This is a genomic window from Achromobacter xylosoxidans, assembly GCF_014490035.1.
Classification (GTDB): domain Bacteria; phylum Pseudomonadota; class Gammaproteobacteria; order Burkholderiales; family Burkholderiaceae_B; genus Achromobacter; species Achromobacter bronchisepticus_A.
This window is the reverse complement of record NZ_CP061008.1, coordinates 2,288,682-2,303,656: the sequence shown is the minus strand read 5'-3', so window position 1 is coordinate 2,303,656 and position 14,975 is coordinate 2,288,682. Positions and strand designations below refer to the sequence as shown.

The following is a 14,975-nucleotide window of genomic DNA, read 5'->3' as shown; positions in this document are numbered from 1 at the left end:
TATTTCGGCCGGGACAGATACGCTTACATGCGCCGGCCGCGCGACTGTCGCCCCCTACGGGGCATTCCCTATTGCGTGTTCACATCGCCGTCTCGGCAATGCCATCGGCAGGCTCGCCTTGACCTGCTCCCAGCTGCAGCTTGCGCATTTTTTCCCACAACACCTTGCGGCTGATGCCCAGCATGTGGGCGGTATCCTGGCGGCGCCAGCCATTGGCGTCCAGCGCCGCCAGCACGCGTTCGCGTTCGGCGCGCTCGGCGTCGGTGAAAGCGGCGGGCTCGGCCCGCGCGGCGGCCGAAGCGGCGGCCGAAGCGGCGGCCGAGCGCAGCGGCTCGGCCAATTGGTCGAAGATGCGTTCGATGCGCGCCTGGTCCCAGACCTGGCGCTGGCGCCGCACAATCGCGACGCGCTCAGCCACGTTGGACAGTTCACGCACATTGCCCTCGTAGCGCGTGCGCGAGACGCGTTCCAGCAGCCACGGCGGCGGCTCGTCCTCCACGCCCAGGCGTTGCAGCAAGGCGCGGAAGATCGCCGCCTTTTCCTGCGGGCCGCGCTGTTCCAGGTTGGGAATGCGCAGTTCGATCACCGCCAGCCGGTAGTACAGGTCCGCGCGGAACTCGTCTTGCCCCACCAGCACGCGCAAATCCTTGTTGGTCGCGGCGACCAGGCGGAAGTCCACCGGCACTTCCACGGTCGAGCCCAGCCGCGTCACCGTGTTCTGCTCCAGGACCCGCAAGAGCTTGACCTGCTGGTACAGCGGCAGGTCGCCGATTTCGTCCAGGAACAGCGTGCCGCCGTTGGCCTGCTCGAAATACCCCTTGTGCGCGCCGATCGCGCCGGTGAACGCGCCCTTGGCATGGCCGAAGAAATGCGCCTCGAACAGGCCCTCGGGGATGGCGCCGCAGTTGACTGCAACAAAGGGGCCGTCGAACCAGGCGGCCTGCTCATGCAACAGGCGTGCGATGCGTTCCTTGCCCACGCCGGTTTCACCATGGATCAGCACGTTGCTGCGGCAGTCGGCGTACATGTCGGCTTCCGCCAGCAGATCCTGCATGGTCGCGGAAACGGCGATCAGCGGCTGCTCGCGCCGAGGCGCGGCGCGGTTGAGCTGGTTCAGCGTGCCCAGCAGCTCATACAGCAGCTTGCGCAGGTCCGCGGTGGTGAAGGTCAGCGGCAACGTGTAGGAGTATTCCGGCGGGTAGTAGCGCGGATCGCGTCCGCGCGCCTCTGCGGCCACCCAGATGACCGGCAGACCTTGCGCCGCCAGCCAGTCGTAGCCGCTGAAGCGCTTGTCGCCCATCACCGACACCGACACCAGGGCCACGGCCGGCCGCGCCAGGTCACGCGGCGGCGGAAACGCGGTGCCGGCGTCCGCGCGCAGCAGCGACACGTCCATGCCCGCCAGGCAACGTTCGGCGCGGCTGGCAATGTCGGAGGTGCCTTCCCAGACGTACACGTCGAATTCTTCGCGCGCGAAATTCTGGCTCATCGCTTGGACCATGCGGGAATGGAAGAGATAGGGGTCACGGGCTTCATCGTCAATACACCAGGCGGGGTTTGCCGCAATCCACGGAAATCAGCGATACGTCGGTCTGCCCCACGCTCAGGCCCAGCGCATTGAGCAGCTGCTGCAGCACCACGGACAACGAACTCAGCAAGGGATCCAGCAGCACCATGACGACCGACAGCACGCCGCCTACCTGCCCGCTGCCGTTCAAGGCCAGCGTGCCGACCGCGTTGACACGGCACTGCCGGATCGCGTCGGGCACCAGCGCCAGGGCGCAGGTCACATCGCTGAGCGGGGCAAACAAGAGCGAATTCAGGATGCCGCCGACCAGTTGCAGCGTACCGCCCAATACACCCGTCAAGCCGCCCGTCGTCAGGCGCGTGCCGAGCTGGTCCATCGCCGTCTTGGACCACTGCATGTCATTGACGACCTTGGAGATGGTCTTGCCGGCGTTGTTCTTGTCTCCGCCCACCAACTGCGTCGCCAGATCGGTGCGCTGCTTTTCTGTCAGCGGCGTGCCGTTGTTGAACAAGTCCCCCAGGATGCCTCCGATCAGCGCGTCCGTCAGGTTGCCGGCCAGTTTGGAGAGGTCCAGGTTGGTGGCATTGACGGTGGCGGTGGCGTTGGGCGATGGCGGCGCGGTCAGCGTCACCGACACGGGCGCGGAGGAACTGAACACCGGCAACGTGACCCGGGCGCTGAGCGGCAGTATGCCCAGCACGTTCAGTACCTGATAGCGGTCGACGGAGCCGAATGCGCTGGGCTCGCAGCGGTTCGTGAGCGATTGGAAGTTTTTGGATTTGATGTCGGTATTGGACTCCATGCCCGGAAAGCGTCCCAGGCAGACGCTGGCCGCGGCCGACGTCACGTCGATCACCGCCTGGTTTTCGGCCAAGGGGGCCTCGCACAGTTTGCGCAGCGTACCCGTGGATTGCGCCACGTCGATGATGATGGGCAGATCGACCTTGGTGTTCAGGGTGTTGGCCAGCAAGGGCCCGACCAGCGGGATGTTGCTGGTGTTGATGCGCAGATACACGCGGATGCCGGCGCTGACGGCCTGCACGCCCACGCCGCCGACAGCCACTGCAGGCGGCTCGACGATGCGCACCCCCGCATCCAGGCCCAGCAGCGGCACGCTCAGCCCCAGATTGATCAGATTGCTGCCGTTGGCGATGACCAGGCCGGTCTCCAGGATGTTGAGCGCATTGACCTGGGCCTGCAAAGCGGCGCTGGGGTCGCCGCCCACCACGTCCAGATTCAGCACGCCGCCGTCTCCGAACAGCTTCACAGGCAGGTTCAGCGGCATCAGGTCCAACACCGTATTGATGGCTGCGCTCAGCAGCCCGACATCGGCGTTGACGGTTCTCTGCTTGTCGATGAGGCTCAGCGTGGCGTGCAGGAGCTGACCCAGGGTCAGGTTGCTCAGCGCCGTCAATTGCTCGGGCGTACCCACGCCCGCCGCCACCGACAGCGGCAGGCCCAGCGCTTCCAGCAGGCCGGCCGGGGTGATGCCGACATTGGCCAGGCCGGCGGCGTCCAGCACGTCCAGCTGCGTGGGCGAGGCCCCCGCCGTGGCCAGCAGCTGCGACAGCAGGCCGCCGCGTTCCAGGCGCAATAGCCGCGATCCCACCGAGAAGGCTGCCACAGGCTGCGTGTTGGTCGCCACCGCCGCGACCGACGCCGTGACGCCGCCCACGCCGGGGATGAGATTGGCCAGCTGCTTGCGCGCCGCCACCCGCACGGCGTTATAGGCCTGCCCGCCGGCCGCGTCGAAGACGTGCATGCCGGAGGGGTCGGAACGCGTCGGATCCCATACCTTGCATTCCACCGTGAAATCGGCGGCCGTGAACGCGTCCAGGATGTTCGGCACATTGGCCAGCGCGGAAGCCCGGCCGGCGGCGGCGGCCCGGGTGCAATCCGCACTGGAGCCCAGGCTCAGCACCTGGACTGCCGACAGCGCCGCCAGGTCCGCCGCCTTCTGCATTTCGCGCTTCATGTAGAAGCCGTAGCCGAGCTGCAGCACGCCGAGCAGCACCACCCCCACCATCACCGCGAAGACGACGGCGACGGTCATGCTGCCGCGTTGCCGCGACGGCGGGGAAGGATGTGGACGGCCGGCTGACATGCTCTTGCGACTCCATACCCGCACGCGGCGGGGAACAGCAACGCTCCGAACCTATTGGACGTTGGGGATTTCCACATTCCGGTCGAACCACACGGGAATGGGATGCTTGAAGCTCTCCAGGTAGCGGTTCCAGGCCGCCGTGGACACCGGCCCCAGCACGGGCAAGGCATTGCCAGCGCGCCGCCCGTCGGCCTGCGCCGCCAGCAGGCCGCGCGTCACGTCGCCAAAGCCCTCTTGCGCCGCCGGCGCGGCGGCAGGCGCTTGCGGCAGCGGCGTCTGCACCTGCTGCACCACGGCCCGCTCCGGCATGGAGGCCGCGGACGCGGGTTCCGGCGCCGACGCGGCGGCGGGCGCCTGGGCGGGCGGCGCGCTGCTCGCGGCGCCCGACATGCTGCCCGTCAGCGGCGCATTGGATTGCGCCAGGGCGGCCGCGGGCGCCTGCGCCGCAAGCGCGCAGGCCAGGATGAACAAGGCGTGATGGGTCGATGGAGACATGGCAGTCTTCCTTAAAACGGAGTTAGCGCACGATGGGCCCGTTGCCCAGGCCGTCCATCAAGGGGCTCATCAACGGCATGACGGCCTGTTCGCCGCTGGACACCCGGGTGGCAGGCGCAAGGGAAGCGCCCGGCGCCGGGGCCAACTGGCCGCGGATCTCGGCGGCCAGGCGCAGAACCTGTCCGCGCGCCTCTTCGCCCAGCTGCGCCCGCTCCATCAGGCGCTGGGCCTTGAGCGGATCCCCCTCCACCAGCAGCAGCACCGCCAGGTTCGCCAGCACCTTGCCGCTTTCCGGCGTCAATTCGGCCGCCTGCCCCAAGGGCACGCGCGCGCCCGCCGGATCGCCCGCGCGCAGACGCGCATAGCCCAGGTCGCCCAGGATGCGCGCGTCCATGGGCGCCAGCTTGGCCGCCCGCGAGAAGTAATCGGCCGCCTGATCGAACTGCCCGCGCGAACCGGCGATCAGGCCCAGGCCATGCCAGCCCTCGGCCGCCTGGTCGGTGGCGGTCAGCGCGCGATAGGCCTGTTCGCTCAGCGCCGCCTGCCCGGTCTGGCGCAGCGCCTCGGCGCGCAGCACGGCCACGCGCGCGTCATTGCCGTACTTCTGCTGATAGCCGTCGATGTAGGCGAGCGACGCGAAATAGCGTTCCTGGCGTTGCGACTCGACGATCATGGACAGCATCATCTCGGGTTCCTTGGGCCGGCTCTTGCTCTGGGCCTCGTCTTCTTTCTGCCGCAGCAGCGCCTGTTCCTGCTGTTGTTGCTGGATCAGTTGCCAGGCGAATTCCGCGTTGTTGGTCTTGCATCCGCTCAAACCCGCGCCCGCCGCCAGCACCGTGGCGACGAGCGCCCAGCGCCATGCGCGCGAGCTGTTTTCCGTTGCGCCGTTCATTACATCCCCCCCATGCGCGACAAGCCGCGCAACACCGCGATAAAACCGGCCCCGCCCGTCACGATCAACAGCGCGGGCAATAGCGTCACGATCATGACCCCGGTCATCTTGACCGTGGTCTTGCCCACCTTCTCCTTCAGCTCCAGGCGCCGCTTGTCGCGCAGGCGTTCGCCGAAGCGGTTCAAGGGCTCCTGCACCGCGCCGCCGTGCTGGTCCACCTGCGCGATCAGGCGGCAAATGGCGGACAGGTCGTCGTTGTCGAAACCCGTGGCCATCCTGGCCAGCGATTGTTCGCGCGTGCGGCCACGCACATAGAGCTCGGACGCCAGCCGCAATTCGAATGACAGCACCGGCAGCACCTGGCCGAACTCCTTGACCAGCACCTGCAGGCTCTGGTCGATCGACAGGCCCACGCCCTGCAACAGGCGCAGCAGGTCGATCAGCAAGGGCAGCTCATCGGCCGCCTGCCGGCGGCGGCGCGCCAGGCGCCGCTGCACGATCCATTTGGGCAGCATGTAGCCGACCGCGAAGGCCACGAAGGCCGCGACCAAGGCGCCCAGCGGCATATCCGGCAGATGCTTGTGCCAGTCCAGCACGACCGCCGCCACGGGCAGCAGAATCGCCAGGCCGAACCGGATCAGGACGAAGCGCGAGCGCGCGGTGCCGGGGTCGGCATAGCCAGCCATGTCCACCAGCTTGCGGTCCTCGGCGGCCAACAGGGCGTCGGCCAGCCGGCCCTCGCTCAGGCGCTTGCCGAACGTGTCGGCCGCCCGCGCGGCGGCCGCCAGCCTACCCTGCCCGCCTTCGTTGCGCGCGGCCGCCGGCGCCTTCGCGCCGTCGCGCGCGGCCAGCGCCTGATCCACCACCTGACGGCTGCGGCCCTGGCTGCGCAGGCGCCGCGCCATGCCCAGGCCCAGCACCACCAGGCCGGCCGCCACCAGCATCAGCGCCATCGCCAGCACGGTGGAAGCGTTCCAGGATTGCAGGATGTGCATGCGCCCCCCCGGTCAGATGGCCTTGGCCATGCGATAGAGCCAATAGCAGCCGCCGATCTGCAGGCAGACCGCGGTCAGCAGCATCCTGAAGCCTTGCGGGTCTTGCCACAGCCCCATGAACAGGTTGTTGTTGGCGACGATGATGAAGCCCGCGATGCCCACGGGCAGCAAGGCCAGGATCCAGGCCGACAAGCGGACCTCGGCCGAGCTGGCGGTCAGTTCATTGCGCGCCTGCGCCACGTCGCGCATGAAGGCCGCCATGCGTTCCAGCACCTGGTCGCTGCGGCCGCCAAACCGCAGGGCCAGCGACACCACCGCCGCCACCATGTACAGCTCCTTCAACCCATACAGGCGCGACACGTGCGCCAAGGCCGCATCCAGCTCCTTGGAGCGGCTCAGGCTGGCCGCCGTCTCCACCACTTCGCGCAAGGGCTCGTCGGCTGCTGCGGCGGCGGTCTGGAAGGCGGCGCCCATGCTGTTGCCGATGGTAAGCAGGCGCACGATGTTGTCCAGGAACGCAGGCAGCTGCGAGATCATGCGCCGCTGGCGCTTGTCGGCCCGCAGCCACAGCAGGAAGTAGGCGAACACGGCCAGCAGCAGGAAGCTCACTGCGCCGGAAAGCGCCCCCAGGAAGATCCACGCCAGCGCCGCGCCGACCACGACGGGAAGCGCGATGCGCACATACAAGCCCGCGCTTTGCCGCAGGCCGGCCAGGCGCAGCAAGCGGTCCCAGCCGGAAAACCCGCTGCGGAACTGACGCGAGCTCTCGGCGAACGGCGCGTCGGCGGCGGCCGCGTCGCGGCCCCGCTGCAACTGGCTTTCCAGAAAGGCGGAGCTGGCCGCCCGGCGGGCGCTGCGGTCAGCGTGGCGCCACAGCAGCGCCGCCGCGATGGCCAGCACCGCGGCCAGGCTTGCAAGGACCAGGGCTTCGGGCATCAGCGCCTCCTGCTCCAGAATCCGCCGCTCCCGCCATCGCGGTCGTCCGGCGGGTTGTCGTTGGCGCGCGCCTCGTTGCGCAGCTTGGCCAGCTTGGGCGTGTGAGGATGGATGCCCAGCCAGTTCCAGCGATCCTTCTCCTCGCCGTCCGGCGTCGCATAGGATTCGTGGCGATAGAGTTCCTGCGTGGAGATCACGTTGTCGCCCATGCCAGTGATCTCGGTCACCGACAGCACACGGCGCTTGCCGTTGGACAGGCGGCCGATCTGCACGATGAAGTCCAGCGCGCTGGCGATCTGCCTGCGCAAGCTGTCCTCGCTGCCCTGGAAGCCGGCGAATCCGGCCAGCATCTCGATCCGATACAGGCATTCGCGCGGGGAGTTCGCGTGGATGGTCGCCATGGAACCCTCGTGCCCGGTGTTCATGGCCTGCAGCATGTCCATGACCTCGGCGCCGCGCACTTCGCCCACCACCACGCGGTCCGGCCGCATGCGCAGGCTGTTGCGGATCAGCTCGCGGATGCTGACCGCGCCGCTGCCGTCAAAACCGCCCTGGCGTGACTCCAGCCGCACCACGTGAGGATGGTTGAGCGACAGTTCGGCGGTGTCCTCGACCGTTACCACACGCTCCGTTTCCGGGATGAAGAACGCCAGCGCGTTCAGCAGCGAGGTCTTGCCCGAGCTGGTGCCGCCGGACACCAGGATATTGCAGCGGTTCTTCACCGCCTCGTTCAGCAGCCGGTAGATCTCTTCGTCGAAGCTGCCCAGGGTCAGCAGATCCGCGGGTTTGAGCGGATCCTGGCGGAACTTGCGGATCGACACCATGGGGCCGTCCACCGCCAACGGTTCGATCACCACGTTCAGGCGGCCGCCGTCGGGCAGGCGCGCGTCCACCATGGGGCTGGACTCGTCGAGCCGCCGGCCGATCGGGGCCAGGATGCGGCGCACGATGCGCAGCACGTGCTGGTTGTCGGTGAAGCGCAGCGTCTCGCGGGCCAGCACGCCGCGCCGCGAAACGAAGACATTGTCATAGCCGTTGATCAGGATATCCTCCACGGCCGGGTCCGCCAGCAGATCCTCCAGGGGACCCAGGCCGGCCAGTTCCTTGGTCAGCGCTTCGGCAATGGCGCGCATTTCCCCTTCGTTGATCGGCACCCGGCGCAGGCGCACGAAGCTCGCGACCTCGATGTCCACGAATTCCTGGATCGCCGACCTGGCCCAGCGGCCGAACTCCGCGCCCAGTTCTTCGATGCGGGACAGCAGGTGCTCGTAGGCCGCCGTCTTCACTTCCTGGTAGCGGTCCGACGCCGAAAAGCCTTTGTCGCCATCGCCGCCGAACTCTATCGTCGCTGTCATGATCATGTCGGATCCCGTAGCCGTCCGTCTGTCTGTCCGTCAACCGACCACCATGCGGCGGTGCACGCCGGGCAGCCAGGTGGCCAGCCAGCCTGCCCGCCCGCCAGGCGCGTTCTCTTCGGCGCACAGGCGTTCCGCCAGCGCCTGCACCGCCCGCACGTAGACATCGCGTTCGGCCTCTTCGTGCAGCAGATGGCCACGGTTCGTGCACACCATCAGCGGCAGCGTGCGGTCCGGCAGCGTGCCCACCAGTTCCAGCTGGAAGCGTTCGGCGATCTGCTGCGCCGTCATGCCGTAGCGTTCGTCATAACGGTTGACGATCAGGCCCAGGCTGCGCCGGTCCACGTGCTGTTGTTCCAGCTCCTGCAGCACGCCGGCCAGCGACACCAGCGCGCCGACGCTCTGGTCGGTCACGATCCAATTCAGCTGCGAGGCGCGCGCCAACCCCGACACGAATTCAGGGTTGCTGAAACCGCCCGCATCGGCCACCACGACCGAGAAGTGCTGGCGCATGCGCTCGAACACCAGCAGCGAATCCGACTGCGACACGTCGCGCATCTGGCCCAGATCGCGCGGCAGCGACAGCACGCTCAAGCCGTTGGCCGTATGCGCCATGGCCGACCCCAGCAGCGTCGAGTCGAGGCGGCGCAGGTTGCGGGCCGCCTCGGCGAAATCGAAGTCGCCGCCGATGTTCAGGTAGAGCTGGCAATCGCCTATGGGCCAGCCCAGGTCCATCAACGCAACGCGGCTGGACAGGGGTAGCGGTTCGCCGGCGGGCTTGGGCGTCTTGGCGCCGCTCGTGGCTGCGCGCTGGCCGTGCGCGAACTTCAAGCGGTCCTGCACCATCCCCGCCATATGCACGGCCAAGGTGCTGGTCCCCACGCCGGGCCGCGCGCCCAGCAGCACGACGCTGCGGCGCGTGCCGTCCATGCGGCCGTCGGATGGCCGGTCGAGCAGGCGCAGCACCACCTCCTTGATCTCCTGCGGCGCCACCGAAGGATCGACGAAATCGCTGACGCCTGCCCGCAAGGCGGCGATCGCCCCCTCCGGCTGGCTCAGGAAGCCGACCGCCACGCGCGGCAACGTCGGCGCGATGCGGGCCAGCAAGCGCGCCAGTTCGGCGGACTTGAACAGTTTGCCGGGTTCGTCGTCGCTCAGTGTGAAGTCCAGGAACACCACCTGCGGCGCAATCTCCGTCAGGCGCCGCGCCAATTCCTCGATGCGCGGCGCTTCCTGGGTCAGCATCCCCAGGTCGCCCAAGGCCTGTCCCAACTGTGCGGCAACCGCGTTGCCCTGGGAGCAGAACAGGAACCGCGTGCCGTTTTGCAGGCCCACCCATTCGCTGGCATGTGTCTTCATATTGCTCACCGTGAAAAGCCCGGCATCTGCTGGCCGCCCACCGGGCCGGTCAGGTAATAGCCCCAAGCATTGAACGCCGTATCCGTTTGCTCCTGCTTGGCTCCCGGCAGCGGCAGGGCCACGCCGCGCGCGATGGGGCGCACCAGGCGCGGCGTCACGACGATGACCAGCTCGGTGTCCTCTTGGGAATAGTCGACGCTGCGGAAAAAGGAGCCGATGATGGGCAGGTCGCCCAGCATGGGCACCTTGTTGACCATGGCCTTGGTCTGGCGCGATACCAGGCCGCTGATCACGAAGCTTTCGCCATCGCCCAGTTCCACCGTGGTGTCGGCGCGGCGCGTGCGCAGGGCGGGAATGATGGTGCTGGTATCCGCGCTGGTATTGATGGCGATGCCGTTGGTGTAGTCGAGTTCGCTGGCCTCGGGCGCGACCTTCAGTGAGATGCGGTCGCGCGACAGCACCGTGGGCGTGACGGTCAGGCCGATGCCAAAGGGCTTGAAGGTCACGTTGACCGTGCCCAGGCCGCCGGCCTGCGGAATCGGCAATTCGCCGCCAGCCAGGAAGCTGGCGCTCTGCCCCGTCAAGGCCACCAGGGTCGGCTCGGCCAGGACACGGGCCATGCCGTTGGTTTGCAGCAGCCGCAGCCGCGCCGAAAAATTGTTGGAGTCGTAAAACAGCGAAAAGCCGGATGCCAGCGCGCCGCCCAGGCTGGCCGGCATGGTGGAGCTGCCGCCGCTCCAGGGGCCGTTGCTGGCCGTGAAGCTGATGCCGGCCGCCTTCATCACCGAACGCGACACTTCCACGACCTTCACTTCCACCTGCACCACCCCGCCGCTGCCGGCGGTGGACATGTCCACCACGTTTTTTTCCCCGCCGACGGCGGATGCCGCCATGGTGGCCGACGCGATCTGCCCCAGCTGCGATTCGGCGTGTCCCGACACCACGGCATGGCCGTCGGCGATGTCCACGTTGGCGCCGCCGCCCAGGCCGCGGCTCGCCAAGGCGCCCTGCACGCTGCCGCCGACGCGGACGTTCCATATCTGCGGAGTCGCATTGTTGCCGATCCATACCTGCAGTTGCGTGGTGCCGGCTTTCTTGCCATAGAGCAGCACCGAGCCCGCGCGCTTGCCGGAGGCGGGCAATACCTTCACGTCCGCCACATCCGGGTCGCCGATGGCGATGCGCGTGGGCGCGCCGCCATCCAGCATGAGAGTCTGCTGCCCCTTCACCGCCATCGAGATGTCGCGGACCGGCGCGCTCGCTCCGGCCGCGGGCGCCGCGATCTGAGCCAGGCTGAGACCTGCGTGCGCCATCGCCGCCGCAGCCGACAGCAGGCAGATCATGGTGGTGCGCTGATGTTTCTTCATAGTGCTGGACCCGATGATGGAATAAGTCCGGCTGCGGTCAGCGCCTGGTCCGCCCGCAGCCCCGTTCAATAGCGCACGCGCTCGGATTTCTCTCCTCGGATGATTTCCACTGTCCGGCCGCCGCCGGAACCCTGGGGCCGGCTGGCGGCGCGGGTGGCGGGCGCCAACGCCGCGGCCGTCGTGCCGTCCAGTTGCACCAGGCTCTCGCCGGCGTAGGCGCGGTTCGGTCCCGTCAGCAGCGACTCGCGCTGCGCGGGGGTCAGGTCGGTGCGCACCGGCAGCACCGTGCCGCGCCGGGCGAACAACTGCGCATCGGGCATGCTGTCGTCGCCCACCGGGCGCAAGGCCAACTGCAGGCGGCCGGCGCGGCTGGCCAGCATCAGCTCATTGACGCGTTCGACCGGCACGGCCAGCACCGCGGTGCGCGCCGGCTGACCAGGACCGCCTTGCTGCAGCGCCGACTTTTCATCCGGGCCTTCCACCGTAGCCCTGCCATACGCCAGCACGCGCACCTGCGACTGCAGCAGGCGGGCCTGGCCGACGGCAACTTCAGCGCTTTTTTCGATCATGAAGAACACGTCCACCATGTCGCCAGGGACGATACGATTGCCGCCGCCGATCACTTCGTCCACCGCGATGGCGACGGCGCGCTCGCCCGGCTTGAGCTGGCGCGCCAGGCCTTGCGTCAGCAGGCTGGGCAAAATCGGATCGCCTGCGGCGATGTCGACCTTCGTCACCGCGCCCTCCAGCGGCGCGACGTCGGCAAACCCTCCGGACAGCGCGACCTGCCACTGCGCCACCGTCAGCATTCTTGCGCCGTCGATGCGCGAACCGGCCGGGATCGGCTCTCGGGCCACCACCACCGGATGGAGTTTGAGCGGTTCCGCGGGCGCCGCCGCGACAGGCGCAGGCGTCACGCTGGGCGGAGGACTCGCGGGCGCCGAGGCCAGCCGCCAGGCCACGAAGGCCAGCACCAGGCCCGCCACCAGCAACATGCCCGCGATGATCTTGCTCAGACTGCTCATGGTGTCCCCTGCGATATCTGCACGACAGCCTGCGAATGCAATCTGTTGGGTATCCAGTTCCGGTTCGCGCCCGGCAATGCCGTGATCAGCCCCCGCACGGTCTCCAATAGCGGCCAGGACTGCGTGTTGTAGGTCATGGCGACAGTGGCGCAATCGGCCGGCCTGCCGCCTGCCCCCGTCCAGGCACAGGGCGCGCGCGTGGCGCTGCACAGCACCGCGGAGCCGGCCGAAAACGTACCCATCGCCGCCAGACAGGCCGCCGCAGGCACATCGGCCTGACCACTGAAGCGGGCATAGACGGCCGCGCGCGCGCCATCGGCCGCGGCGGCGGCCAACTGCTGCTGCATCCAGAACAGCGCGCCGAACCCGACCACGCCGCAAATAAAGAGCAGCAGCAGGGTGAGCGTCAACGAAAACTCCAACGCCGCGATGCCGCGCTGGCGCTTGCGTGGCGCCTGGCTCCCAGGGCGTTGCGCATGGGCTCGCATCTCAGCCTCCCCCGCCCAAGGCATTGCCCAGATGCACCGTGGCGCGCGCGCTCAGCACGCTGGAGGCCGGCATCAGCGCCGCCTGCAGGAGCGGCACCGAAGGGATGAGCGGATGGGCGCCATATGCGTAGGACACGTAGACTTCGATCTGATCCTGCGCCAGGGGCATGCCGCTGCAGGCGCCGCCGGCCGCGCTGCTGAGCGCGCCCGCGCTGCCGCAGACCGCCACCTGGACCGGCGCGGCGGACATCGTGCTGATCCACTCCGCCTGGTACAGCGCCGAATCGCGGCCGGCGTTGGCCCGCGCCGTCAGCGACGCGGAACCCGCCTGCCACTGCAGCACCTTGCGGGCGCCATCCTGTGCGGCCAAGGTCACGGAATGCTGCGCGGCGACCACCAGGGAATACGTCAGGATCCCGTAAAACACCAGGAAGAACACCACGAATACCAAGGCGAACTCCACGGAATAAGAACCGCGATGCCGGCGGCGAGCCCCAGATACGCGGCATAGGGAATCTGGCGCGCCCGGTTGCTCAACGCCCAGACCCGGGACACCGCCAGATACAGCAGGCCATGCAAGCCGGCCAGCACGCTGGCCAGCGCCAGCGTCGCCATCAGCGGCGCGAAGCCCAGCAGCAGTCCGAGCACGGCAATGGCCTTGATATCCCCCGCCCCCATGAGACGCCTGCGCCACAGCGGCAGGAACGGCGCCGCGGCCAAAAAACCGGCCAGCGCCATCAACCATCCCGACCATCGCGGCGGATAGGCCCAGCCGGGCGCCAGCAAGGCTGCCAGCAGCCATAGCAATTGGCCCGCAAGTCCCGCGATGATCAGCCGGTTGGGGACGCGGCGATAGCGCAGATCGGCGTGGATCAGCGCCAGAATCCAGCATGCGAACAACAGCCACCACAGCACTACCCCTGGATACAAGGCTGGACCTTCTGAAAAAACGGATACGACGATGGGCGCGCCCGATAGGCGCGGACTCCTTCAATCAAGTGATGCCATGTTGCGGGTACGCGCCGCGGCGGCCGGGAACACGCCGCCGCCACGGCGCGGACGGGTTGCGGCTCAGGTCGGAGGCGGGGTAGTGGTACCGGTCTTGGCGTTGTCCAGCTTGGTGCCAAGTTCCTCGAACATGCCCTTCAAGGACCCGGTAAACGCCCCCACCGCGACAATGAGGGCTACCGCCACCATTCCCGCGATCAGCCCGTACTCCAGGGCGGTGATGCCGTCTTCGTCATTCCAGAACTGCGCAAGTGTCGCTTTCATGTCGAGCTCCATGGGTCTCGATTGATGACTGGGGCCGCTCTTCAATGTTCTTCAAGAAGCAGAGCCCCCTAAAGCCTGGAACCGCCCGCTCGCCGCTGTGATTCCCGCGGCGCGCGTCCAGGGTCCAGCTAACCCGGCCCCGGCGTGGCTCCGGGCAATCTGTCCGTAGCCGCGCCAGGGGCCGATTCAATGATCGAGTCGATGCGCTGCGCCGTGCGCGCGCGAAAGCGTTCGGAAGCGCGCTGCAAGTGCCAGCGCATGAGGAACAAGGTGACGATCGAGAGCGCGAAAGCGATGTAAGGCAGCTTGGCGCCGCCGATATGCAGGCCGACGGCGTCGTTCTGTGTTGTGCAGATGACCGCGCCGGCTGCGGCGCCGGTGTAATGCATGCCGCAAACCGCGATGGCCATCAACACCGCCGCGCCGATGCGCTGGCGTTCATTCTGGGTATTGAAGGCAAGCCACAGGGCCGCGGTAGCCGCGATGACGGCGATCAGCACCGACAAAACAACCAGCGGCAGGTTCCAGAGCAATACCGCCGGCATGCGCGCCGCGCTCATGCCGACATAATGCATGGAGGCCACGCCAAACCCCGCGGCGCAGCCACCGACCAGGCATCGGAGAAAGGTAAAGCGTTCACGGCCGACATACCAGAACGCCCAGCCGGAAAACCCTGAGGCAACCACGAAACTGAGTATCGTCAGGCCGACCTGGTAACCCACTTCGAATGGCAGGTTCTGCGCCAGCATGCCGATGAAATGCATGCTCCAGATACCCACGCCGCCCATCGCGACCGCGCCGATGACGATATAGCCGATGCGGATTTCGCCGTCCTGGGTTTCTGCCCGGATACCGGCCGCAGCCAGCAGGGCCACATACGAACCCAACGCGGCAATCAGGAACGAAAGCGCGACCAGACCGCCGTTGAAGGAAAGCGGAACGACATCGCCCGGGCTCATGGATGCCCCGCTTGTGGCGAGCCATGGCGGCAATACGCGGCCGCCAGGCAGTTGCAGCAATTCTTGCGGTAATCCCCAGCCATCTTCACCTCCGGGCGGGCCCACACATTTTGCGTATTTTTGATACGTATCTTTAGTTTATATATTGCCAAATCATACACATCAGGGTTTTCACTGAATTTCGCTATATTGCGACATAA

Annotated in this window: 15 protein-coding genes; all 15 read right to left on the bottom strand. The window is 67.7% G+C overall.

Annotated features, from left to right (window positions below; translation table 11 throughout):
* Nucleotides 1-79: 79 nt before the first annotated feature.
* Nucleotides 80-1,489, bottom strand: coding sequence for a sigma 54-interacting transcriptional regulator (locus tag IAG39_RS10830; RefSeq protein WP_118935224.1), 1,410 nt, complete (start codon nucleotides 1,487-1,489; stop codon nucleotides 80-82).
* Between the two features lie 49 nt (nucleotides 1,490-1,538).
* Nucleotides 1,539-3,581, bottom strand: a complete 2,043-nt coding sequence (locus tag IAG39_RS10825) for a pilus assembly protein TadG-related protein (RefSeq protein ID WP_118935226.1) — start codon at nucleotides 3,579-3,581, stop codon at nucleotides 1,539-1,541.
* A gap of 102 nt (nucleotides 3,582-3,683) precedes the next feature.
* Nucleotides 3,684-4,127, bottom strand: coding sequence for a DUF3613 domain-containing protein (locus IAG39_RS10820; protein ID WP_059372263.1), 444 nt, complete (start codon nucleotides 4,125-4,127; stop codon nucleotides 3,684-3,686).
* A gap of 22 nt (nucleotides 4,128-4,149) precedes the next feature.
* A complete protein-coding gene (locus IAG39_RS10815; protein WP_118935263.1) occupies nucleotides 4,150-5,019 on the bottom strand; it encodes a tetratricopeptide repeat protein in 870 nt (289 codons plus the stop codon).
* The gene (locus IAG39_RS10810; protein ID WP_187774096.1) at nucleotides 5,019-6,014 is read right to left on the bottom strand and encodes a type II secretion system F family protein; all 996 of its coding nucleotides are present in this window, start codon (nucleotides 6,012-6,014) and stop codon (nucleotides 5,019-5,021) included. The genes IAG39_RS10815 and IAG39_RS10810 overlap by 1 nt, the downstream gene beginning before the upstream one ends.
* Before the next feature lie 12 nt (nucleotides 6,015-6,026).
* Complete coding sequence (locus IAG39_RS10805) at nucleotides 6,027-6,950, bottom strand: type II secretion system F family protein (RefSeq protein ID WP_059372255.1); 924 nt, start codon at nucleotides 6,948-6,950, stop codon at nucleotides 6,027-6,029.
* On the bottom strand, nucleotides 6,950-8,311 hold the full coding sequence (locus tag IAG39_RS10800; protein ID WP_118935012.1) for a CpaF family protein: 1,362 nt from the start codon (nucleotides 8,309-8,311) through the stop codon (nucleotides 6,950-6,952). Before IAG39_RS10800 ends, IAG39_RS10805 begins: the two co-directional genes overlap by 1 nt.
* Before the next feature lie 33 nt (nucleotides 8,312-8,344).
* Entirely contained in the window at nucleotides 8,345-9,673 is a 1,329-nt protein-coding gene (locus IAG39_RS10795) for a response regulator (protein ID WP_059372250.1), read from the bottom strand.
* The gene (locus IAG39_RS10790; protein ID WP_118935008.1) at nucleotides 9,670-11,031 is read right to left on the bottom strand and encodes a type II and III secretion system protein family protein; all 1,362 of its coding nucleotides are present in this window, start codon (nucleotides 11,029-11,031) and stop codon (nucleotides 9,670-9,672) included. Before IAG39_RS10790 ends, IAG39_RS10795 begins: the two co-directional genes overlap by 4 nt.
* A gap of 65 nt (nucleotides 11,032-11,096) precedes the next feature.
* Nucleotides 11,097-12,056, bottom strand: coding sequence for a Flp pilus assembly protein CpaB (gene cpaB / locus IAG39_RS10785; protein ID WP_118935006.1), 960 nt, complete (start codon nucleotides 12,054-12,056; stop codon nucleotides 11,097-11,099).
* Nucleotides 12,053-12,544 (bottom strand): TadE/TadG family type IV pilus assembly protein, encoded by a 492-nt coding sequence (locus tag IAG39_RS10780; protein ID WP_059372835.1) that lies wholly within the window; start codon nucleotides 12,542-12,544, stop codon nucleotides 12,053-12,055. Before IAG39_RS10780 ends, cpaB begins: the two co-directional genes overlap by 4 nt.
* Before the next feature lies 1 nt (nucleotide 12,545).
* Nucleotides 12,546-13,007: a TadE/TadG family type IV pilus assembly protein gene (locus tag IAG39_RS10775; protein ID WP_118935004.1), complete on the bottom strand. Its 462-nt coding sequence runs from the start codon at nucleotides 13,005-13,007 to the stop codon at nucleotides 12,546-12,548.
* Complete coding sequence (locus tag IAG39_RS10770) at nucleotides 12,953-13,474, bottom strand: prepilin peptidase (RefSeq protein WP_118935002.1); 522 nt, start codon at nucleotides 13,472-13,474, stop codon at nucleotides 12,953-12,955. Before IAG39_RS10770 ends, IAG39_RS10775 begins: the two co-directional genes overlap by 55 nt.
* Before the next feature lie 141 nt (nucleotides 13,475-13,615).
* Nucleotides 13,616-13,816, bottom strand: a complete 201-nt coding sequence (locus IAG39_RS10765) for a Flp family type IVb pilin (RefSeq protein WP_054453678.1) — start codon at nucleotides 13,814-13,816, stop codon at nucleotides 13,616-13,618.
* Nucleotides 13,817-13,944: 128 nt separating this feature from the next.
* Nucleotides 13,945-14,775, bottom strand: coding sequence for an MHYT domain-containing protein (locus IAG39_RS10760; RefSeq protein WP_118935000.1), 831 nt, complete (start codon nucleotides 14,773-14,775; stop codon nucleotides 13,945-13,947).
* Nucleotides 14,776-14,975: the final 200 nt, after the last annotated feature.